General features: G+C 59.8%; 19 protein-coding genes. 12 read left to right on the top strand and 7 right to left on the bottom strand.

The window, feature by feature from the left end:
* The first annotated feature begins 16 nt into the window (after window positions 1–16).
* The 7 genes from FHX14_RS25270 (at window position 17) to glpK (ending at window position 7,713) form a co-directional block, all read left to right on the top strand.
* Window positions 17–1,096: an ABC transporter ATP-binding protein gene (locus FHX14_RS25270; protein WP_184379468.1), complete on the top strand. Its 1,080-nt coding sequence runs from the start codon at window positions 17–19 to the stop codon at window positions 1,094–1,096.
* Window positions 1,097–1,105: 9 nt separating this feature from the next.
* Window positions 1,106–2,176 carry an ABC transporter ATP-binding protein gene (locus FHX14_RS25265; protein WP_184379466.1) on the top strand — a complete coding sequence of 357 codons (1,071 nt, stop codon included), beginning with the start codon at window positions 1,106–1,108 and terminating at the stop codon, window positions 2,174–2,176.
* Window positions 2,177–2,178: 2 nt separating this feature from the next.
* On the top strand, window positions 2,179–3,045 hold the full coding sequence (locus FHX14_RS25260) for a sugar ABC transporter permease (RefSeq protein WP_003595818.1): 867 nt from the start codon (window positions 2,179–2,181) through the stop codon (window positions 3,043–3,045).
* A gap of 1 nt (window position 3,046) precedes the next feature.
* Window positions 3,047–3,958, top strand: a complete 912-nt coding sequence (locus FHX14_RS25255) for a carbohydrate ABC transporter permease (protein WP_003595819.1) — start codon at window positions 3,047–3,049, stop codon at window positions 3,956–3,958.
* On the top strand, window positions 3,958–4,254 hold the full coding sequence (locus FHX14_RS25250) for a DUF2160 domain-containing protein (RefSeq protein ID WP_003595821.1): 297 nt from the start codon (window positions 3,958–3,960) through the stop codon (window positions 4,252–4,254). The genes FHX14_RS25255 and FHX14_RS25250 overlap by 1 nt, the downstream gene beginning before the upstream one ends.
* A gap of 82 nt (window positions 4,255–4,336) precedes the next feature.
* A complete protein-coding gene (locus tag FHX14_RS25245; protein WP_012560081.1) occupies window positions 4,337–6,061 on the top strand; it encodes an ABC transporter substrate-binding protein in 1,725 nt (574 codons plus the stop codon).
* 149 nt (window positions 6,062–6,210) lie between these two features.
* On the top strand, window positions 6,211–7,713 hold the full coding sequence (gene glpK / locus FHX14_RS25240; protein WP_184379464.1) for a glycerol kinase GlpK: 1,503 nt from the start codon (window positions 6,211–6,213) through the stop codon (window positions 7,711–7,713).
* A gap of 8 nt (window positions 7,714–7,721) precedes the next feature.
* Here glpK and FHX14_RS25235 read toward each other — a convergent pair whose 3' ends face one another.
* The 5 genes from FHX14_RS25235 to FHX14_RS25215 all read right to left on the bottom strand — a co-directional run bounded on the left by FHX14_RS25235 (window position 7,722) and on the right by FHX14_RS25215 (window position 13,484).
* A complete protein-coding gene (locus FHX14_RS25235) occupies window positions 7,722–8,726 on the bottom strand; it encodes an ABC transporter permease (protein WP_184379462.1) in 1,005 nt (334 codons plus the stop codon).
* 2 nt (window positions 8,727–8,728) lie between these two features.
* A complete protein-coding gene (locus FHX14_RS25230; protein WP_184379460.1) occupies window positions 8,729–9,748 on the bottom strand; it encodes an ABC transporter permease in 1,020 nt (339 codons plus the stop codon).
* Window positions 9,738–11,288, bottom strand: a complete 1,551-nt coding sequence (locus FHX14_RS25225) for a sugar ABC transporter ATP-binding protein (protein ID WP_184379458.1) — start codon at window positions 11,286–11,288, stop codon at window positions 9,738–9,740. Before FHX14_RS25225 ends, FHX14_RS25230 begins: the two co-directional genes overlap by 11 nt.
* 62 nt (window positions 11,289–11,350) lie before the next feature.
* Window positions 11,351–12,364 carry a sugar ABC transporter substrate-binding protein gene (locus tag FHX14_RS25220; RefSeq protein WP_184379456.1) on the bottom strand — a complete coding sequence of 338 codons (1,014 nt, stop codon included), beginning with the start codon at window positions 12,362–12,364 and terminating at the stop codon, window positions 11,351–11,353.
* Window positions 12,365–12,605: 241 nt separating this feature from the next.
* Window positions 12,606–13,484: an alanine--tRNA ligase-related protein gene (locus FHX14_RS25215; RefSeq protein WP_184379693.1), complete on the bottom strand. Its 879-nt coding sequence runs from the start codon at window positions 13,482–13,484 to the stop codon at window positions 12,606–12,608.
* A 140-nt stretch (window positions 13,485–13,624) separates the two neighbouring features.
* On the opposite strand from FHX14_RS25215, the gene FHX14_RS25210 reads away from it, so the two are divergent.
* The 5 genes from FHX14_RS25210 to FHX14_RS25190 all read left to right on the top strand — a co-directional run bounded on the left by FHX14_RS25210 (window position 13,625) and on the right by FHX14_RS25190 (window position 18,786).
* A complete protein-coding gene (locus FHX14_RS25210; protein ID WP_003595831.1) occupies window positions 13,625–14,056 on the top strand; it encodes an antitoxin Xre-like helix-turn-helix domain-containing protein in 432 nt (143 codons plus the stop codon).
* Window positions 14,053–14,535: an RES family NAD+ phosphorylase gene (locus tag FHX14_RS25205; protein WP_003595832.1), complete on the top strand. Its 483-nt coding sequence runs from the start codon at window positions 14,053–14,055 to the stop codon at window positions 14,533–14,535. Before FHX14_RS25210 ends, FHX14_RS25205 begins: the two co-directional genes overlap by 4 nt.
* A 450-nt stretch (window positions 14,536–14,985) precedes the next feature.
* The gene (locus FHX14_RS25200) at window positions 14,986–16,071 is read left to right on the top strand and encodes a polysaccharide pyruvyl transferase family protein (protein WP_184379454.1); all 1,086 of its coding nucleotides are present in this window, start codon (window positions 14,986–14,988) and stop codon (window positions 16,069–16,071) included.
* A 19-nt stretch (window positions 16,072–16,090) separates the two neighbouring features.
* Window positions 16,091–17,602 (top strand): lipopolysaccharide biosynthesis protein, encoded by a 1,512-nt coding sequence (locus FHX14_RS25195; protein ID WP_184379451.1) that lies wholly within the window; start codon window positions 16,091–16,093, stop codon window positions 17,600–17,602.
* 92 nt (window positions 17,603–17,694) lie between these two features.
* Window positions 17,695–18,786, top strand: a complete 1,092-nt coding sequence (locus FHX14_RS25190; RefSeq protein ID WP_184379448.1) for an acyltransferase — start codon at window positions 17,695–17,697, stop codon at window positions 18,784–18,786.
* Here FHX14_RS25190 and pdxA read toward each other — a convergent pair.
* Both pdxA and FHX14_RS25180 read right to left on the bottom strand, forming a co-directional pair.
* The gene (pdxA, locus tag FHX14_RS25185) at window positions 18,761–19,768 is read right to left on the bottom strand and encodes a 4-hydroxythreonine-4-phosphate dehydrogenase PdxA (RefSeq protein WP_184379446.1); all 1,008 of its coding nucleotides are present in this window, start codon (window positions 19,766–19,768) and stop codon (window positions 18,761–18,763) included. The two genes, FHX14_RS25190 and pdxA, sit on opposite strands and share 26 nt — an antisense overlap.
* Before the next feature lie 14 nt (window positions 19,769–19,782).
* Window positions 19,783–20,916: an iron-containing alcohol dehydrogenase gene (locus FHX14_RS25180; protein WP_184379444.1), complete on the bottom strand. Its 1,134-nt coding sequence runs from the start codon at window positions 20,914–20,916 to the stop codon at window positions 19,783–19,785.
* Between the last annotated feature and the right edge of the window lie 15 nt (window positions 20,917–20,931).

Below are 20,931 nucleotides of genomic sequence, written 5' to 3'. Positions count from 1 at the left end.
AGGCACGGGAACAGGAATGCTGGAACTGCGGAAGGCCGCAAAGATGGTGGGAGGAGACTATCATATCCACCCGACCGATCTTGTTTTTGAAAGAGGAACGCTGAACGTTCTGCTTGGGCCGACCTTGTCGGGCAAGACTTCGTTGATGCGTCTGATGGCCGGCCTTGATCGGCCGACAACCGGTACGATCCATTTTGATGGTGCCGACGTGACAGGTATGCCTGTCCAGAAGCGCAACATCGCCATGGTCTACCAGCAGTTCATCAATTATCCGGCATTGACGGTCTACGAGAATATTGCCTCGCCGCTGAGGATTGCCGGCAAGGATGCCAAGGTCATCGATCTCGAGGTGCGCAAGGCTGCCGAACTTCTGAAACTCGGGCCTTATCTCGATCGCACGCCGCTCAACCTCTCGGGCGGCCAGCAGCAGCGCACCGCACTTGCCCGTGCACTGGTGAAGAATGCGAGCCTTGTCTTGATGGACGAGCCGCTTGCCAACCTCGACTACAAGCTGCGTGAGGAACTGCGGCAGGAATTGCCGCGCATCTTCGCGCAGTCCGGCGCAATCTTCGTCTATGCCACGACGGAACCCTCCGAAGCCTTGTTGCTGGGCGGCAATACCGCAGCGCTCAGCGAGGGCCGGGTCACCCAGTTCGGCCCGACGGTCGAGGTCTATCGTCATCCGCTCGATCTGACGACGGCGAAAACCTTTGCCGATCCGCCGCTGAATTTCATTGATCTGGTCAAATCGGAAGGCAATTTCCTGCGCGACGGCGCCCTGATATTTGCCGTGCCGCCGCATCTTCAGAATGTGCCGGACGGGCCGGCAACCATAGCGTTTCACCCGCATCATCTTGCACCGACCGCCCAGACGGCTGGTTCGGCGCGGATGACGGCGCGAACACAGGTTTCGGAGATCACCGGGTCGGAAAGTTTTGTCCACCTGCAATTTGCCGACACCCGCTGGGTGATGCTTGCGCACGGCATCCACAATATCGAGCCGGACACGGACATCTCCGTTTTCATCGATACGCGCCACCTGATGGCATTCGGCGCGGACGGCCGGGCGATCACCACCGCCAGGCAAGGGGGCTAGGAGAAAATCATGGCACGTATCACCCTCGATCATATTCGCCATGCCTATGGGCCGAACCCGAAGAGCGAGAAGGACTACGCTCTCAAGGAAGTGCATCACGAGTGGAACGACGGCGGCGCCTATGCGCTGCTCGGACCTTCGGGCTGCGGAAAGACCTCGCTGCTCAATATCATTTCGGGCCTCATTCAGCCGTCCGAAGGGCGAATTCTCTTCGACGGACAGGACGTTACGAACCTGCCGACGCAGCAGCGAAATATCGCGCAGGTCTTCCAGTTTCCGGTCATCTACGACACGATGACGGTCTACGATAACCTCGCCTTTCCCCTGCGCAACCGCGGCGTGGCCGAGGCGGATGTCGACCGGCGTGTCCGCGAAATCCTCGAAATGATCGACCTTTCCGGCTGGGCCAAGCGGCGCGCGCGCGGCTTGACGGCGGACCAAAAGCAGAAGATTTCACTCGGCCGCGGCCTCGTTCGCTCGGATGTGAACGCCATTCTCTTTGACGAGCCGCTCACCGTTATCGATCCGCATATGAAATGGGTGCTGCGATCGCAGCTGAAGCGGCTGCATAAGCAGTTTGGTTTTACCATGGTCTATGTCACGCATGACCAGACGGAGGCGCTGACCTTCGCCGACAAAGTCGTGGTGATGTATGACGGCGAGATCGTGCAGATCGGCACGCCGGCCGAACTCTTCGAGCGTCCGAGCCATACCTTCGTCGGCTACTTCATCGGTTCCCCGGGCATGAACTTCATGCCGGCCAAGGTGGAGGGCAGTACGGTTCGGGTCGGCGAGCACGCGCTGACGCTCGACTATGCGCCAAAGATTTCGTCAGCGGCCAAGGTAGAGCTTGGAATCCGGCCCGAATTTATTCGGGTCGGCCGCGAGGGCATGCCTGTGACGGTCAGCAAGGTGGAAGATATCGGCCGGCAGAAGATCGTCCGCGCACAGTTTGCCGGCCAGCCGATCGCGATCGTCGTTCCTGAGGACGAGGAAATTCCGGCTGATCCCCGAGTGACCTTCGAGCCATCGGGCATCAGTATCTATGCCGACTCTTGGCGCGCCGGACGGGAGGCTTGATCATGGAAAAAACCTGGAACAACAAAGCCTGGTTTCTGGTTCTGCCGGTCCTCGTGCTGGTGGCTTTCTCGGCTGTCATTCCTCTGATGACGGTTGTGAACTATTCCGTCCAGGACACGTTCGGAAACAACCAGTTCTTCTGGAACGGAACCGACTGGTTTATCGAAATCCTGCATTCCGACCGTTTCTGGGCCGCCCTGCAGCGAAACCTGATTTTTTCGCTGATCATCCTCGCTCTGGAGATTCCGCTCGGTATCTTCATTGCGCTCAACATGCCGAAATCAGGCATCGGCGTGCCGGTATGCCTGGTTCTGATGGCACTGCCGCTGTTGATCCCGTGGAACGTGGTCGGCACAATCTGGCAGGTGTTCGGCCGCAACGACATTGGTTTGTTCGGCTATTACGTCAACGCCCTCGGCATCGATTACAACTATGTGCAGGATCCGCTCGATGCCTGGGTGACGATCATCATCATGGATGTCTGGCACTGGACGAGCCTGGTCGTTTTGCTCTGCTATGCCGGCCTCGTTTCCATCCCGGATGCTTTCTATCAGGCAGCCAAGATCGACGGTGCGTCCCGTTGGGCAGTGTTCCGCTATATCCAGCTGCCGAAGATGAAGCGCGTTCTTCTGATCGCCGTGCTGCTGCGTTTCATGGATAGTTTCATGATCTACACCGAGCCTTTTGTCGTCACGGGCGGCGGTCCGGGCAATTCGACCACTTTCCTGTCGATCGATCTGGTCAAGACCGCCCTGGGACAGTTTGACCTCGGTCCGGCAGCTGCCATGTCGCTGATCTATTTCCTGATCATCCTGCTGCTTTCGTGGGTGTTCTACACCGTCATGACCAGCCACGACGCGGAGAATTGATATGAGCGCCTCCAACGAAACGACAGCGAGCCGAAACGTCCCAGGCGTTACCAGTGTCGCAAGCGGGCTCTCCGCCGATGAGGTCAGCCGTCTGATGCGCCGGCGCGGCGAGGAATCGCGCTGGTGGTGGCTGGTTCCGACCATCTATATCATCGTGCTGCTGCTGCCGATCTATTGGCTCGTCAACATGAGCTTCAAGACCAATGCGGAAATCGTCAATTCTCTGACGCTTTATCCTCATAACCCGACGATCGCCAATTACGTGACGATCTTCACCGAGAAGGCGTGGTATTCCGGCTATATCAATTCGATCAGCTATGTCGTCATGAACATGGTGATCTCGGTGGCAGCCGCGCTGCCGGCAGCCTATGCCTTCTCCCGATATCGGTTCCTCGGCGACAAGCATCTGTTCTTCTGGTTGCTGACCAACCGGATGGCGCCGCCGGCAGTCTTTGCCCTGCCATTCTTCCAGCTCTACTCGGCCTTCGGGCTGATCGATACGCATATCGCCGTGGCATTGGCGCATTGCCTCTTCAACGTCCCGCTGGCGGTCTGGATCCTTGAAGGCTTCATGTCCGGCGTGCCGAAGGAAATCGACGAGACGGCCTATATCGATGGCTACTCCTTCCCGCGGTTCTTCCTGAAGATCTTCACGCCGCTGATTGCGAGCGGCATCGGTGTCGCCTGTTTCTTCTGCTTCATGTTCTCTTGGGTCGAGCTGCTGATTGCACGAACGCTGACGACGACCGACGCAAAGCCGATCGCCGCCACCATGACCCGCACCGTCTCTGCCTCAGGCATGGATTGGGGCCTGCTCGCCGCCGCGGGTGTTCTGACCTTGATCCCGGGGGCGCTGGTGATCTGGTTTGTGCGCAATTACATCGCCAAGGGCTTCGCCCTGGGGAGGGTTTGATGAGCTTTTCGCTTCCCGATTTTTCATGGATGGCATGGACCTGGCCGACGGCCGCTTTCTTCATCGTCATCGTATTGCTGCTGATCGGCATGGGTGTCTGGGAATATGCCGTGCCGGGCGGCAACCCGCGGATCGGAATCCTGCGCTTCGAGACGACGCGCGGTGACCGGCTTTTCCTTTCGCTGCTCGGCAGCGCCTTTATCCATCTTGCCTGGCTTGGTCTCGCGGGATCAAGCCTCTGGTGGGCTCTCGCTCTCTCCGTCGTCTACGCCGTCGGCGTATTCCGTTACGTGTGAGGCAAACTGATGCAGACGGCCGGGGGATTTTTCTGGCCGCCTGAGACGTGAAGACTGCAATCGCAAACCCTGGGAGGATATTATGCGAAGGCATTTATTGACGACGACAGCAGCGGTACTGCTGGCCATGACCGGGTCGGCCTATGCCGGCATGGACGAGGCAAAGACTTTCCTGGATAAAGAGGTCGGCGACATGTCGACGCTCTCTCGCGCCGACCAGGAAAAGGAAATGCAGTGGTTCGTCGATGCTGCGAAGCCCTTCGCCGGCATGGAGATCAAGGTCGTTTCGGAAACCTTGACCACTCACCAGTATGAGTCCCAGGTTCTGGCTCCGGCCTTTACTGCGATCACCGGCATCAAGGTCACTCACGACGTCATTCAAGAGGGTGACGTTGTCGAGAAGATCCAGACTCAGATGCAGACCGGTCAGAACCTTTATGACGGCTGGGTCAATGACTCCGACTTGATCGGTACGCATTGGCGCTATCAGCAGGTGCGCAACCTGACCGACTGGATGGCCGGCGAAGGCAAGGACGTTACCAACCCCGGCCTCGATATCGACGACTTCATCGGCACCAAGTTCACGACCGCGCCTGACAAGAAGCTCTACCAGCTTCCCGACCAGCAGTTCGCCAACCTCTATTGGTTCCGCTACGACTGGTTCAACGACGAGAAGAACAAGGCCGACTTCAAGGCGAAGTACGGCTACGACCTCGGCGTTCCGGTCAACTGGTCGGCCTATGAGGACATCGCCGAATTCTTTACCGGCCGTGACGAGAACGGCAAGAAGGTCTTCGGCCACATGGACTACGGCAAGAAGGACCCGTCGCTCGGCTGGCGCTTCACCGATGCCTGGCTTTCCATGGCCGGCAACGGTGACAAGGGTCTGCCGAACGGTCTTCCGGTCGACGAATGGGGTATCAAGGTCGACGAAAAGTCGCGTCCCGTCGGCTCATGCGTCGCGCGCGGCGGTGATACCAACGGCCCGGCGTCCGTCTACTCGATCCAGAAGTATCTCGATTGGTTGAAGGCCTACGCACCGCCGGAAGCTCAGGGCATGACCTTCTCGGAATCCGGTCCGGTTCCGGCACAGGGTAACGTCGCGCAGCAGATCTTCTGGTACACGGCCTTTACCGCAGACATGGTCAAGCCTGGCCTGCCTGTCATGAACGAAGACGGTACGCCGAAATGGCGCATGGCACCGAGCCCGCATGGCGTTTACTGGAAAGACGGCATGAAGCTCGGTTATCAGGACGTCGGCTCCTGGACGCTGATGAAATCGACCCCGACGGACCGTGCGAAGGCCGCCTGGCTCTATGCACAGTTCGTGACCTCGAAGACGATTGACGTGAAGAAGAGCCAGCTCGGTCTCACCTTCATTCGTGAATCCACCATTCGCGATAAGAGCTTTACGGAGCGTGCTCCGAAGCTCGGCGGTCTGATCGAGTTCTATCGTTCGCCTGCGCGTGTTCAGTGGTCGCCAACCGGCACCAACGTTCCCGACTATCCGAAGCTGGCTCAGCTTTGGTGGCAGGCAATCGGTGATGCGTCTTCCGGTGCGAAGACACCGCAGGAAGCCATGGATTCTCTTTGCGGCGAGCAGGAGAAGGTCATGGGCCGTATCGAGAAATCCGGCGTCCAGGGCGATATCGGCCCGAAACTGGCCGAAGAGCATGATCTCGCCTATTGGAACGCGGATGCGGTGAAGAAGGGCAACCTTGCACCGCAGCTGAAGATCGAGAACGAGAAGGAAAAGCCGGTCACCGTCAACTACGACGAACTCGTCAAGAGCTGGCAGTCGAAGTAAGGCGGACCTCGGCCGGAGGCGACGAGGCTTCCGGCCATCACATCTAGCCACCGGCCACGGCCGGTGGCACCCACAATCTTTCTCTCATGAAATCTCCGCATCCGCCCTCTTTGCCGGGCGGCGCGGTTTCGTGCGAGCCGGAGACGGATATGAGCGGCTATATTCTTTCAATCGACCAGGGCACGACGTCGTCGCGCGCGATCATCTTCGATGGCCGCATGAAAATGGCCGGCTCGGCCCAGGCGGAGATCACCCAATATTACCCGCAGCCCGGTTGGGTGGAGCATGACGCCACTGAGATCTGGCAGTCCGTCATCGATACCGTGCGCAAGGCAATTGCCGATGCCGGTCTTGAAGCCACCGCCATTGCCGCGATCGGCATCACCAACCAGCGCGAGACGGCGGTCGTCTGGGACCGACGGTCGGGCGCGCCGCTTCACCGGGCGATCGTCTGGCAGGACAGGCGCACGGCCGAAATGTGCGAGAGCCTGAAGGCCGACGGATATGAGAAGCTGTTCAGCGCCAAGACCGGCCTGCTGCTCGACCCCTATTTCTCCGGAACCAAGCTGCGCTGGCTGCTCGATAATGTCGACGGCCTGCGGGGGAAGGCGGAGGCGGGCGACGTCTGCTTCGGCACGATCGACAGCTGGCTGATCTACAATCTGACGGGCGGGCGTGTGCACGCCACCGATGCGACCAACGCGTCGCGAACACTGCTTTATAATATCGACGACGGTGTTTGGGACGAGGAGCTTCTGGGCATTCTCGGCATCCCGGCCGCGATGCTTCCCGAAGTCCGGGAATGCGCCGACGATTTCGGCCGCGTCGACCAGGCGCTGTTCGGTGCGGAGCTTCCGATCCTCGGCGTCGCCGGCGACCAGCAGGCGGCGGCCGTGGGCAATGCCTGCTTCGAACCCGGCATGATGAAATCCACTTATGGTACCGGCTGCTTTGCCCTGCTGAACACCGGCAGGGATCGCGTTTCCTCCTCCAACCGGATGCTGACGACGATCGCCTACAGGCTGGACGGCGAGACGACCTATGCGCTCGAAGGCTCGATCTTCATCGCTGGCGCCGCCGTGCAATGGCTGCGAGATGGCCTCGGCATTATCGATCAGGCATCGGAGGCTGGCGTGCTTGCGGCCAAGGCCGATCCTGGGCAGCAGGTCTATATCGTCCCCGCCTTCACCGGCCTCGGTGCGCCCTATTGGGATCCGGCCGCTCGCGGCGCGATCTTCGGCCTGACGCGAAACAGCGGACCGGCGGAATTTGCCCGCGCCGTGCTCGAATCCGTCGCCTACCAGACACTCGACCTGCTGGTGGCGATGAAGAAGGACTGGGGCGTCAACCAGCTTGAAACCGTGCTGCGCGTCGATGGCGGCATGGCGGCTTCGGACTGGACGATGCAGTGCCTGGCCGACATGACCGGAAATCCCGTCGACCGCTCGGCGATCCGAGAGACGACGGCGCTGGGTGCCGCCTGGCTTGCCGGCTCGAAAGCCGGCATCTGGCCCGGCAGACGGGATTTTGCACAGGCCTGGGCCTGCGACCGCCGCTTCAACCCCTCGATGGAGGAGGGCGAACGGCAGGCCAAGATCATCGGCTGGAAGAATGCCGTCTCGCGGATGATCTCGGACGCCTCAGTGGGGTGACACTTCTCTTATACGCTGCCGGCGGCTTTCCTGTTGATGAAGCTGAGAGCCAGCACGGCGAAGATCAGCGTTCCCGTGCCGACCTGCTGCCAGTAAAAATTCAGATCGGTCAGCAGCAGGCCGTTGGCGACGATCCCGAGCAGCAATGCGCCGAGAACGGTGCCGCCGACATTCGGCCGGCCGAGCGGGCTGAGCGTCGTGCCGATGAAGGTCGCGCCGATGGCGTTCAGCAGGAAGGCATTGCCCGAGGAGGGGATGTAGGTGGTGACGGTCGCGGTCAGGATCAGGCCGGCGATTGCCGCGATCATCCCGACCAGAATGAAGGTCACCGCGACATGGGCCGGTGCCGCGATGCCGGAATAACGCACGACGTCCGGCTGGATGCCGATCGACAGAATGACGCGACCGAACCGTGTACGGGCAAAAACCACCGCGGCGGCCGCGATGACGACAATGGCAATGGCAAGCGGCGTGGGAAAGCCGCCGATCGCACCGTGGCCGAGGAAGCGGAAGGCTTCCGGCACGCCGTTCGGCGGCAGATAGACCGGATTGCCGCCATTGGTCAGCAATTGCTGGACGCTGCGGCCGATGAACAATGTGCCGAGCGTTGCCAGGAACGGCGACACGCCGATCCCGGAGATCAGAAATGCGTTGAAGGCGCCGACGAACGCCCCAGCCGCCAGCCCCGCGATCGCGGCGATCGCCACCGGCTGTCCGGCAAGCACGAGTGAGACGAAGGCGAAGCTCGCAAAATCCATCGCCGTGCCCACCGAAAGATCGATGCCGCCCGACGCGACCGCGAAGGTCATGGCAATCGAGACGATGACAAGCAGCGTAAAATTGTTGACCAGGATGCTTTGCAGGTTCGCAAGCGTCAGGAATGTCGGCGTTGCCGCGGAAAAGGCGGCAAAGACCGCAATCAGCGCCAGGATCAGCCCATAGCGCAGCAGGCCGCCGGTGATAAGGCGCGGCAGGCCTGTCGTCGTGGCGGGGGTAGGGGTTTGGAGCGACATGGTCAGGCCTCCTGCCGGCGCAGCAGCGTGGTCGCGGAAACGACGATGAGAATGAGTACGCCCTGGACGCCGCTGACGAGCGTGCTCGATATGTTCAGCAGCTGGAAGCCGTTGGTGAGGAAGCCGAGAAGCAGCGCCGAAAGCAGCGTTCCTGTGACCGTCGGAACCAGCCGGCGCGAAAACACCGCGCCGAGCAGGGCCGTCACGACAACAGGCAGCAGCATTTCGCCGGCGCCGGTGGTGCTGCCGCTCAGATAGGAAACGGACAGGATGCCGGCGATGCCGCCGCAGAGGCCGCTGGCGACGAAGGCGCCGGCGAGCAGGCGGCGAAGCGGCAGGCCGGCGGCACGTGCCGCATCCGGAAACTCACCGACGGCATAGAGACGCAGGCCGAGCGGCGTATATTGCACGATCGCCGCCGCAATCGCCGTGAAGCCGAGGAGCACATAGGCAAGAACCGGTATGCCGAAAGGATCCGAAGCCGAAAGCGCCGGTAGGAAGGGCGTCGAGGCCGGCAGGACGGTATTGCCCGTCAGCACCAGTTCCAGGCCAGCGACGATATTCATGACGGCAAGCGTTGCGAGCAGCGGCACGATGCCGGCATAGACGACGGCAATGGCATTGACCGAGCCGATCAGCGCGCCGGTGAGGAGCGATGCCGCGATCGCTGTCGCATCGCCATAGCCAAGTTGCGTCAGGCTGGCATAAACGGCGGCGCTGAGGCCCATATTGGCCGCCAGCGACAGGTCGATGCCGCCGGTGACGACATTGGAGCCGCCGGCGATCAGCACGACCGTCAGTCCGATGGCAAGCACGCCCGAGATGGCCGACTGGCCAAGCACGTTGCCGATATTGCCGATGCTGAGGAAATAGGGCGCGGTCAGCGAGAAGATCACCAGGATGGCGGCAAAAGCGATGAGCGATCCGAAGCGCAAAGCCGCTGCCGCAAGATTGCCGGCCGGCCGGGCAGGCGGCTCGGCAGCGGCAAAGCCGGAAGGCGTGAATTCCACTTCAGCCGACATGGCGCTGTCCCTTAGATGATCCGGTCGATTGCGCCAGCACGGCATCCGCGCTGGTTTCTGACGAGATGAATTCGCGCACCACGCGGCCGCGGAAAAGCACGAGGATGCGATCGGTGATGCCGACGAGTTCGGGCAGATCCGAAGACAGCACGATCACGCCGGCGCCGCGCGCCGTGAGTTCGCCGATCAGCCTGTAGATCTCGACCTTGGAGCCGATATCGACGCCGACCGTCGGCTCGTCGAGGAGATAGACCTCGGAGCGGCGGCTCAGCCATTTTGCGATGGCGATCTTCTGCTGGTTGCCGCCCGAAAGCGTGCGCAGCAAAGCATCGCGGCCATTGGTTTTCACCTGGAGCCGCGCAATCAGCATCTCGACCTCGCTTTGCTCACGTCTGCGATCGAGAAAACCGAAACGCGTGAAGCGGCCAAGGCTGGAAAGGCTGATATTTTCCGCGACGCTGAGGTCGAGCGCCACCCCGTGGCGGCGGCGATCTTCCGGCACCAGCGCGATTTCGCGGCCGGCCGCCTGCGTTGGATTGGCGAAACGGGCAGGCTTGCCGTTGATTTCGATGCGGCCGGAAATGGGTGTCTCCAGCCCGAAGAGGGTGCGAACCAGCTCCTTTGCGCCGGAGCCGAGCAGGCCGGTGAGGCCGAGCACCTCGCCGCGGCGAAGCGTGAAGCTGATGTCGCTGTATTTTCCCGGCGCCGACAGCTGCTCGACCTTGAGGATCTCCTCACCGGGCGTCACCTCAGGCTTCGGAAACATTTCCTTGATATCGCGCTCGACCATCAGCCGGGCGATCGCTGCGGCCGACGTCTCTCGGATCGGCAAGGAGGCGACATCAAGCCCGTTGCGCAGCACGGTGACCTGGTCGCAGAGTTCCTCGATTTCATTCAGATAGTGCGAGATATAGATGATGGTGACGCCTTCGTCGCGCAGACGGCGGATCAGCCGGAAGAGGATCTCGGCCTCGCGGGCCACCAAGGCGGCCGTCGGTTCGTCGACGACCAGCACCTTCGGCTGATTGAGGAGAGCGCGGGTGATTTGCACGATCTGCTTTTCGGCAGTCGACAATTCGCCGATCAGGGCGGTGTTCGGCAGACGAAGACCGAAATAATCGTTGAGAATATCGGATGCGCGGCGCTGCATCTGCCGCCGGTCGAGGAACGGCGTGCCTGATATCCGCGGTTCCCGGCCGAGGAAGAGAGCTTCGCCGACGGTGAATGTCGGCACCAGCAGCCGGTCCTGGTGAATGAAGTGGATGCCGAGTTCCTCGGCAAGATGCGGCGTCAGCCTGTCGAATATCTGCCCTTCGATTTCGATCCGGCCATCATCCGGCTGGTGCAGGCCGGCCAGCAGCTTGATCAGCGTCGATTTGCCGGCGCCGTTCTGGCCGACGAGACCGTGAATGGTGCCGCGCCTGACGATCAGCGACGCACCGGCCAGCGCCTGCGCGCCGCCGAAGCGCTTGACGATGCCTTCGAAGCGGATGATGTCGTCGCGCGCCGTCACCGGCTGCTTCAAGGAAATGGCCGTCATAGGATTTCTCCGGTCATCTTGCCCGGGCGATCCAGCGAGGCCGGATCGCCCACCAGACAAGCTCAGCCGATACCGAGCTTCTTGGTGACTTCGCCGACATTGGCCTTGTTGGCGAGAAGGGCGGGAACATAGGTCTCGCGCGGCAGCGTCTGGCCGGCGAGCAGCTTGGCGACGTTGCGGATGGCGGTGCGGCCGATTTCCGCCGGCTGCTGCGCGACGTCGGCACCGGCCGGCGACTTCGGATCGGCGACAAGCTGCAGAACCTCAGGGCTGCCATCGACGCCGTAGGTACGGATCTCGGTCCGGCCGGCCGCCGCCAAAGCCTGGGTGGCGCCAAGCTGCGGAATATCCCAGGCCGACCAGATCGCCTTGATCGAACCTTTTTCGGGATATTTGTTGAGGATTGCGGTGATCTGCGTGAAGGCATCCTGCACGGTGTTCGGGATGACGTCGCGCAGTTCCGGCTGAAGGATTTTCACCTTCGGGAAATATTTAACCACATTGACCAGCTGATCATAGCGGATCGCGCAGGGGGTGACGCCATAGAAACCGTTGAAGACGACGATATTGCCTTCGCCGCCGATATCGGAGACGAGCTGCAGCGCCAGGTCCTTGCCGATGCCCCAGTTGTCGGAGGTGGTGTTGCTGATCGAGTTGGTCGAGCCGACGTCGACGGTCAGAACCGGAATGCCGGCGTCACGCGCCTTCTTCAGCCAGGGGTCGATGACGCTCAGCGTGCCGAGGATTTGAACGATCGCATCCGGCTTCTGGGCGATCAGCGTCTGCAGCTGTGACACCAGCTTGCCGTCATTGCGCCCGGCATCGACGGCGATCGGCTCGCCGCCGAGGCGTTTTACCTCTTCGATCTGGGCATTATAGGCCTGCAGGTCGAAGAAATGGTCGGTGCCGGTTGCGCTGATGGCGATGCGCTTGCCTTTCAGCGACAGTTCTTCGTCGGCTGCCAAAACCGCCTTCTGCCCGACCAGCGAAGCGCCGGCGACGGCGACCCCGGCCGCTGCCGACAGTTTCAGCAGGTCTCGTCTTCCGAAGCGGCTGCCGGACTTTTCGATGCTCATGACCACACTCTCCAATTAAGTTATTTCTATAAATTAAGTAGACTAATAAAAATGAGGAGAAAGGAATTTCCAAAAAGAGGCTTTCCGAGAAAAAGAGTGAGCACTGCAAGCTCTTTCCTGGCCGGGTTTGCCGCTACGATCGATGGTGCGTGACATGGCATCATGCCGGCGATGAAAGTCGCCGGAAACGGACGCTTTCGCATGAGGGAAGGCCTCCCGTTTCCGGAAGGCCTTGTTCAAGCTATTCGTCAAGCGTCTCGCCGAGTTCGGCAAGGTCGATGCCATGGGTGTCGAACCACCAGTCGGGACTCATCTCGGCATGACGGTCACGCAGGCGCAGATATTTTGCGCGCAGCCGCTTCTGGCGTTCGACCTCTTCGGTGAAGAAGGGATGATCGAGCGTGCCGCCCATCTTGTGGATGCGGCGGAGCAGCTTTCGCAGGACGTATCCCTGCTCCTTGTTGCCGGGCCGGTAGCCGCTCTCCACGATCGTTGCCACCGTCTCGCACAGCGTCTCGAGCGCATCGTCTTGCGGCGTGCCGTTGACGATCATGTCGAGACGCTCGGCGCCAAAGCCGACGTCGATGCAGGTTCCGAGCGGATTGACGATGTTTCCGATCTCGACGCCGTGCTTGTAGAACTCTGTGCAGTATCCACGGATGCTGCCATCGCTCCAGGTGCATTCCGGATCTGCAATGATGGCCACACGTCCGCGATAGAGCGGCGTCCATTCCATCAGGCGATCGGGATGGATCGTCACATGATCCGGCACGAGCCCCAGCGTTGCCAGAAATTCGAGCCAGAAATCGATGGCGTTGCCGATGGTCATTTCCCTGAAGGAGAAAAGGCCGAGCATGGTGAAGTGGAGAAGATGCGTTCCGTCGCCGATCTCCTCGAGGTCGCCCATGCGCAGGCAGGCCTGGCTGTTTGCGACAGTTCCAATGTGGGAAGGATCGGAGAAGCGGGGTTTATATTGCTGCATGCCGGCGCTGCAGAAGAGCGTGGTGTTATCATGCGGCCGTACGGATGGGATGCGTGTGAAATCAATGCCCTTGGAAAGGCAGAAGTCTCTATAGTGCTGGATCAGGCGTCCCGCGGTGTCATAGGCAACCTCCTTCATTGTTCGTGTGCCTTCCGGGAAGATAACGATCTCCCGCACTGACGGCAATCCGCCTCCATCAGCCACTCGGCAAATCACGCTCTTGATCCTCGGCCCAGTTGAGACTAAATATAACATCAAGTGAAAAAGGAGCCATTGTCATGATGGGATTTGCTGCCGTTGCCGACGTTCTCGGATTGCCTGCCAGGGAGCCGGCGTCGCGCTCGGCCTTCGGCCTGCTCTCCAGCATCGAGGCAGGATTGCCGGTCAAGGCGCTTGACCGCATGGCGCTGCTTCTGGCCCCTGATGACACCCAGTTCAAATACAAGCTCGTTCCCAAGGCCACTTATGAGCGGCGCAAGTCCAAGCATCGGCTCTCCTCCGACGAGGGCATAAGGCTCGCCCGTCTCGCGCGGGTCTGGGGGCTGGCGCTCGATGTCTGGCAGACCGAGGCGGAGGCGCGGGATTTCCTGTTTCGCCCGCATGCGATGCTGGAGGACAGGCGGCCGATCGATGTCGTCATCCAGAGCGAGATCGGCGGCGAGCTCGTGCTCGATATCCTCGGAAGCCTGAAATACGGCAGCGCTGCGTGAGCGCACAGCTTCTTGACCGCACGCTGACATCCGTCCGCATCGGCGACCCAAACGGAACCTACCCGATCTTCGATGCCACCGGCTCGACCATCGCGCCGGGGCGGTGGAACACCTCGGGCAGCCCGATCATCTATACGAGCGAGCACTATTCGACGGCGCTGCTCGAAAAGCTCGTCCATGGCAGCGGCAGGCTGCCGCCCAACCAGCATTACGTCACGATATCAATGCCGCGCGGGCTCAGCTACGAGGTCCTGTCAGAGCCGGCGCTGCCTGGCTGGGACAGCATGCCGGCTGTTGTCAGCAAGGTTTTCGGCGAAAAGTGGTGCCAGGAGAAGCGCAGCGCCATCCTGCTGGTGCCAAGCGTCGTCGCCCGCGTCGACCGCAACGTGCTGATCAATCCGGCCCACCCGGAATTCCCATCGATCACGGTCAGCCTCCACCAACCCGTCTACTGGGACCGCCGTCTCTTCGGGATTTGATGGGACGTCGGTCGGAACGCCTCCTTCCTTATCGATATCTGCAATTTCGGATCATGCCTTCTGCTACCGCGAACCCGTCGCTATCCGGGGCAGAGGCTATGGGGGAAGCATATTCACGTGGTGGCGTTTCGAGTGCCGGCAATCTCGCAGTCGACGCGCTTAATCCTGAGGTGCCCCGATGATGATGTCGCAGCCGACCACATCGAAGGCGCCACGATAGGCGCGAACAAAAGCGACGACCGGCTGCCTCAGCGCGGAAGCAGCACGATCTTGTCATGCTCCGTATGGCTTCAAAATCGCCAGCAGAGAACAAGGTCCGAACCTCCACGGCGCTATTTACGTTAAAAGTAAGGCGAGCTCGGTGCGTAGCTATGACGCACGGTAGTCCAATTGACTCCTAGATTTTACCATGTAACTTCCGGTCGAATATTAGCGATATAAGCAGAATATATGATTCATCTTGGCGAAGTTATAATACAGAGACTACAAGAAAAGTTGAATAAATCAGTAAGGAAATTTGTTGGTAGAGAACAACCTTACATTATAATGGATTTTCCATCCAATAAAGATCCAGGACATCACGCAAGCTGGTTGGGATTGGCAAAAATATTGCAAGATGCGACCGGGCGTCTGCCAGTGCTTACAGGTGGCTCTATCCAAAGTATTGATAAAATAAAATACACACCAACCGACGCACCAATATTCATTTGTGGGTGGAATGACTTTGGAAATGTGCGGGCAGGCAGAGATGATATTCGCTATCGCCTTGCGTGCAAATACCCGGATCGAACCATCATCCAGATGCCTCAAACACTCGATTTCGCCAACGACGCACTTATGGAGTACGCGAAGCGAACGATCGGGAGGCATCGCAAATTTTTCTTTATGACGCGCGATGAACAGAGTTTCGAGCTGGCAAAGGCAAACTTCGATTGCGATGTCGAGGCTGGGCCGGACACGGCATTCGGTATCGACCTGCTTAAACCCTTCGAAGCCGATCCTCTCAGGGCATTATACGTCATGCAGCCTTTCGGAGAGGACGACATCGATATAGCTGAAGCACGAGCGATCGTTGACGGACCTCTTACCAATTGGATCAACGGTCCGGATCGTTTGTCGCGCCCGCACATGTCGACTTTCCTCAAGGCCACGATGCGGCGCAGCTTTAGCCGTTCCGAAATGGTGGCCCAACATCACGAGGATGTCGCTGCTCGCTATGTCGACTATGGCGTGAAGATGCTGTCCGGCGCGCAACGGATCATCACCAACCGTTTGCATGCTCATATTCTTTGTCTTTTGCTCAATAAGCCGCATGTCGCGGTTGCGAGAAACGGCAGCAAGCTGCACGACTTCATCAGTAGCTGGACTGGCGACAGTCTCCTGGTGGAGAAAGCGACAAACGCCAGTGAGCTTTTGGCCGCAATGTCCCGCCTTCCGTATGAGATGAACGGCGCTTGGTACAAGTCGAGCAGGCCGATCGATCTGCGTCCCGGTCTTCCCGCCCCAGATCTCGTCCCTCATCCCTCTATAGTTTGATTGCCGTAGGAGCTCAGTTTTGTCGGTTGCACGAGACGACGATATTCTATTCAGCCATGTCAGTAAGAACCGATCCGCCGCAGCCGTAACGGGTGCCTTCTGGTCGGCGATGAGTACGCTTATTCCGACGGTCCTCACCTTTGCAGTTTTCGTGGTGACGTCTCGCGTTCTCCAACCCCAGGATTTCGGTCTTGTCGCCCTGGCATTCAGTATTGTGTCGTTTGCAGGCAGTTTTGGGCCGACGGCATTTGGTGAAGCAATCATACAGAGAGCTGAAATAAGGCGTAGCCATCTCGATACCATATTCCTGCTTTCCCTTGTCTTTTCATTTTTGATCTATGGAATTTTGTGTATAGCCGCCTCGCCGATCGCAGCATATGTGGGGCATAAGGAGATCACACCCCTTATTTACATCATAGGGCTGAAGGTATTCTTCGACTTCACGGCCATCGTTCCGAATGCGATTGTCAATAGAAAGATGTCATTCCATCTGGTGGCGGTGCGGACTGTCATCGCCACGATCACTTCTGCTTGCATTTGCCTTGTATTGGTTCTCGCGGGCTTCGGTTTGTGGGCGCTTGCGATTGCTCAGATCGCGGCCACGGCGGCATCATGCGGTGCCGCTTTCTGGGGTGCGGGGTGGTCGCCTGGGCTTCACGTGAAGAGAGACAGCCTGAACGATCTCCTTCACTACGGCTTTTTTGCATCCGGCACTCGCTTTTTACAGACGATGAGCTTGGACAACCTGCTGATAGGCGTGCTCCTGAGTCCGTCGGCGCTCGGTATCTATAATTTTTCCAAGCGCTTGTTCGATATGATCAACAACGTAATCGCCGGGGGCTTAACATCTGTCACGCACGTCTTGCTTTCCTCTTTGCGAAGCGATCCGAAGAAAGTTCGAGAAGCATTTCTCATGGCAACGTTTGGTTGTGCTCTGGTTTCGTACCCGGTATTCATCGGCCTTGCCGCCGTTGCCGATGATGCGATCACCACAATTTTCGGCGCCCATTGGATCGAGGCCGTTTGGCCAGTCCGGTTCTACTGCGTCATCGGGCTGATGGCAGGGATCGGCTACGTGCAGGCATCCTTGATAAAGAGCCAGGGGGAGATGGATTGGTGGTTCTACTACCAACTGGCACGAAATCTCCTCACGCTCGCGACGATCGCAGTTCTTTATCCTTATGGCGTCACAACGATTGTTTTCGCCATTATGATCGAAGTTCTGTTGTTTTGGCCGATCACCAGCTGGAAGATTTCGCGGCATATAGAGCTGAGTGTCGGGGCCTATCTGATGCAATTCCTGCGGCCAAGCTTGGCTTGTGCGGGAATGGTTGCGGTCGTTTTGCTCTTGAATGAATCGCTCATTCATTGGTCGCCTTATCCACGTTTGGCCGTGGAAATCGTTGCAGGCGGGACTGCGTACTGCTGCCTGATATTTGTTCTGTGCAGGGCTCGCTTGAATGTCTTGATCGGCAGCATAAAGCAGGTACGACAGCGCAAAACCAATAAGGACGCGATGTCGACTCTATAGCCCGTCAATCCGCATTGGGCTCCCACCTATGCGGTTGGAGCCCAATGCTGTTCAGGCTCTCCAGAATAAAGTGTCATAGGATAATCGATAAGATGACCAGTCTCGACCGCGGTTATGCGCCACCGGCGATTGACAACCCAAGGGTCCCGATTACCGGCCGCAGCCGTTATTATTCTCTCGACGCAATGCGCGGGTTTGCCGCCATCTGCGTTGTGGCCACACATTTCCAGGAGAGATATGCCCCCTCCGCTTATCTGGCCGTCGACTTTTTCTTCGTTCTCAGCGGGTTTATTATCGCGGACATTTACGGAAAGCGGCTTTCGCGCGGCCTGCCGTTCCAGTCGTTCATGGCGGCACGAATCAAGCGTCTCTATCCGCTTTATCTGATCGGAATTTTAGTCGGTCTGGTGCAGATCATTCTGCTGACAAGCTGGGGGCTGAGAAACCAAGCTGTCATCGACCTGCTGGTGTCGACAGTTGCCAACGGGGCTTTCCTGCCCAGCCCGATGTATTTCCTTCAAGCGAGCCCGATGCAGGGGATGTTTCCAATCAATGGCCCAGCATGGTCGATGTTCTGGGAACTGTTGGTGAACATAGTCTTCGCATTATGGCTTTTCCGGCTCCCGACGCGCGCCCTTTGCCTCGTTGCCTTCGTGTCCGCTGCAGTATTGGTTTGTGTCGGGCTTAAGTACGGCCTGTTGAATATCGGCTGGGAGTGGCCTTCCGCGGTAGGTGGGCTCCCAAGGGTGATGTTTTCATTTACTGCGGGTGTGGTGATCAGCCGTCTATTCGGCGGCATGCCGGCCTGGAGGAAGGGTTGGATCGCCATCGTGCCGTGCCTGCTTTTGATGATCTGCATCGCAGCACCACTCCCTTCCGTGCTGCGGCCTTATTACGATTTGACGTTCGCGATGGCCCTGGCGCCGTTCATCGTGATGCTTGGCCTCTTTTTGGAAATGCCTGCGAAAGCAGAGGCGTTGGCGACGTGGATCGGGTATATATCCTACCCTGTCTACATTTTACACCGAGGTGTGATCGGTGTTTTCAAGCCAATTGCCGGGTCGCTCGGGTTGAACGGCCCGCTCGCCTTCTTCGTGCTTCTCAGCGCAGTCGTCTGTTTTGCTTATGTAACGGCTCGTCTCGTAGATAAAACGATGGCTATGCGGACCCGCCGAGCTCAATAACATCCTGCCGCGGTGAACGCGCCATCAGCCGGGCATAGGCGATGGCCGAGAGCATGTTGACGTGGTTGGCCTTTCCCGTGCCGGCAATGTCGAAGGCGGTGCCGTGGTCGACCGAGACGCGGTCGATCGGCAGGCCGAGCGAGACGTTGACCGCCGTGTCGAAGGCGACGAGCTTGATCGGAATGTGACCCTGGTCGTGATATTGAGCGATGACGAGATCGAAGGCGCCGTTATAAGCGCGGGCGAACACCGTGTCGGCGGAGATCGGGCCGACGACGTCGATGCCTTTCGCCTGCGCCTGCTCGACGGCGGGTGCCAGGAATTCCATATCCTCGGTGCCGAACAGGCCGTTTTCGCCGCAATGCGGATTGAGGCCGGCAACGGCGATGCGCGCCTTCTTGCCGAGGCGCAGGAAATGCCTGTGGCCGGCTTCGATGGTGGCGAGAACCCGTTCGGTCTTGGCGCGTTCGATTGCGCCTTTCAGCGAGATATGGGTGGAGACGTGGATGGTGTTCAGCCGCTCGGAGGCAAGCAGCATGAAGGAACTCTTCGAGCCGGTGAGATGGGCGAGAAGCCCGGTATGGCCGTCATGGTGATGGCCGGCGAGGTTCATCGCCTCCTTGTTGATCGGCGCGGTGACGATGACATCGGCTTCCCCAGATAGGGCGAGATCGACGGCGCGAGTGATATAGCGCACCGAGGCATCGCCGGCGACGGGGCTGACCTTGCCGATCTCCGGCAGGGCCGCGCCGAGCGCAACTTCATCGACGGCGATCCCGTCGTGGCCGGCGGCATCGGCAGGCGCGAATTTCAGGCCGGTGCCGCAGACACGGTCGGCGCGCTCCAGCGCTTCGACATTGCCGACGATGACGAAATCGCGGCGCTCTTCGCTCGGAAGGGCCGCCAGGGCCTTGACGATCACTTCGGGGCCGACGCCGGCGGGATCGCCGAGCGTCACCGCGACTTTCGCATTCCTGTCCATCGTCAAAATCCCTTCTAGAACGCGGCTGTGTAGATCGAGCGAATGTCGGCGCGCGTGAGATCGCGCGGATTGTTGTCGAGCAGGCGGCGGATGGCAAAGGCATCGTCGGCCATGGCGTCGAGATCGCTTTCCGGCACGCCGAGGGCGGAGAGTTTCATCTCGACGCCCAGCTCGGCGCAGAAGGCGTAGGCCGCATCGAAGACGGATGCGATGTTGTCAGAGGTCTGGCGCCCAAGCGCGTCCATCACTGCTTTTGTTTTTTCCGGGGCTGATGGTGTGTTGAAGGCGAGCACATGCGGGAAGATCAGCGCATTCGCCGCCCCATGCGCCACATGCCAGCGCGTGCCGAGGGGATAGGCGAGCGCATGGCCGCCGGCGGTGTTGACCGGGCCGAGGCAGAAGCCGCCGTAAAGCGAGGCGAGCGACAGGCCGGCGCGCGCTTCGGCGTCGTTGCCATCCTTGACGGCGCGGGCGAGATATTTGCCGACCAGCCGCGTTCCCTCGATCGCATAGATATCGACCATCGGGTGGGCCTTGCGGTTGGTGAAGGCCTCGACGCAGTGGGCCATGGCATCGACGCCAGTGGCAGCCGTGGTGCGCGCCGGCACGGTGAAGGTCAGGGCGGGATCGATGACGGCGATGTCGGCCAGCATGTGCAGGCTTTCGACGGCAAGCTTCGCCATCGTCTTGGGATCGGTGACGAGCGCGCGAATACCGGCCTCGCTGCCGGTGCCAGAAGTCGTCGGCACCTGGGCGAGCGCTACCTTGCGCGGCCCATGCACCTTGTTCGGGCCGACGACGTCATGCAGCGTTTGCGCGGAGCCGGCAAGAACGGCGGCAAGTTTTGCCAGGTCCATGGCGCTGCCGCCGCCGAAGCCGACGATCAGCTCGGCATCGGCGCCGTTGGCCGCCGCGAGCACTTTTTCGAGGTTGGCCGTATCCGGCTCGGGCGTCACTTCGGAGAAGACGGTGACTTCGCCTTTCAGATCCAGCACGTCGATGCGGGAGGCGTTGAAAGCATCGGAGATGACAAGCGTGCGCCTATAGCCCTTCTCGGCAGCCCATTTGCCGAGCTTGCCCGCGGTGCCGATGCCGAATTCGATCAGATGCGGCCGAACGATCGTGATCGGCGAATCCAAGCTGGCCATAACCAGTCCTCCCTG

It is taken from the genome of Rhizobium sp. BK619 (genome assembly GCF_014195245.1).
In the GTDB taxonomy this organism is placed as follows: Bacteria; Pseudomonadota; Alphaproteobacteria; order Rhizobiales; family Rhizobiaceae; genus Rhizobium; species Rhizobium acidisoli.
Note: the sequence above shows the minus strand (reverse complement) of the source record. Positions and strands in the feature narration are given on the sequence as shown.

Coding starts and splice junctions, on each gene's coding strand:
- FHX14_RS25215 (WP_184379693.1), bottom strand. CDS start 13,484: ATGAAGGAGGTTGCCTATGACACCGCGGGACGCCTGATCCAGCACTAT.
- pdxA (WP_184379446.1), bottom strand. CDS start 19,768: ATGGACAGGAATGCGAAAGTCGCGGTGACGCTCGGCGATCCCGCCGGC.
- FHX14_RS25245 (WP_012560081.1), top strand. CDS start 4,337: ATGCGAAGGCATTTATTGACGACGACAGCAGCGGTACTGCTGGCCATG.
- glpK (WP_184379464.1), top strand. CDS start 6,211: ATGAGCGGCTATATTCTTTCAATCGACCAGGGCACGACGTCGTCGCGC.
- FHX14_RS25180 (WP_184379444.1), bottom strand. CDS start 20,916: ATGGCCAGCTTGGATTCGCCGATCACGATCGTTCGGCCGCATCTGATC.
- FHX14_RS25230 (WP_184379460.1), bottom strand. CDS start 9,748: ATGTCGGCTGAAGTGGAATTCACGCCTTCCGGCTTTGCCGCTGCCGAG.
- FHX14_RS25255 (WP_003595819.1), top strand. CDS start 3,047: ATGAGCGCCTCCAACGAAACGACAGCGAGCCGAAACGTCCCAGGCGTT.
- FHX14_RS25235 (WP_184379462.1), bottom strand. CDS start 8,726: ATGTCGCTCCAAACCCCTACCCCCGCCACGACGACAGGCCTGCCGCGC.
- FHX14_RS25210 (WP_003595831.1), top strand. CDS start 13,625: ATGATGGGATTTGCTGCCGTTGCCGACGTTCTCGGATTGCCTGCCAGG.
- FHX14_RS25190 (WP_184379448.1), top strand. CDS start 17,695: ATGACCAGTCTCGACCGCGGTTATGCGCCACCGGCGATTGACAACCCA.
- FHX14_RS25200 (WP_184379454.1), top strand. CDS start 14,986: ATGATTCATCTTGGCGAAGTTATAATACAGAGACTACAAGAAAAGTTG.
- FHX14_RS25250 (WP_003595821.1), top strand. CDS start 3,958: ATGAGCTTTTCGCTTCCCGATTTTTCATGGATGGCATGGACCTGGCCG.
- FHX14_RS25225 (WP_184379458.1), bottom strand. CDS start 11,288: ATGACGGCCATTTCCTTGAAGCAGCCGGTGACGGCGCGCGACGACATC.
- FHX14_RS25260 (WP_003595818.1), top strand. CDS start 2,179: ATGGAAAAAACCTGGAACAACAAAGCCTGGTTTCTGGTTCTGCCGGTC.
- FHX14_RS25265 (WP_184379466.1), top strand. CDS start 1,106: ATGGCACGTATCACCCTCGATCATATTCGCCATGCCTATGGGCCGAAC.
- FHX14_RS25220 (WP_184379456.1), bottom strand. CDS start 12,364: ATGAGCATCGAAAAGTCCGGCAGCCGCTTCGGAAGACGAGACCTGCTG.
- FHX14_RS25270 (WP_184379468.1), top strand. CDS start 17: ATGCTGGAACTGCGGAAGGCCGCAAAGATGGTGGGAGGAGACTATCAT.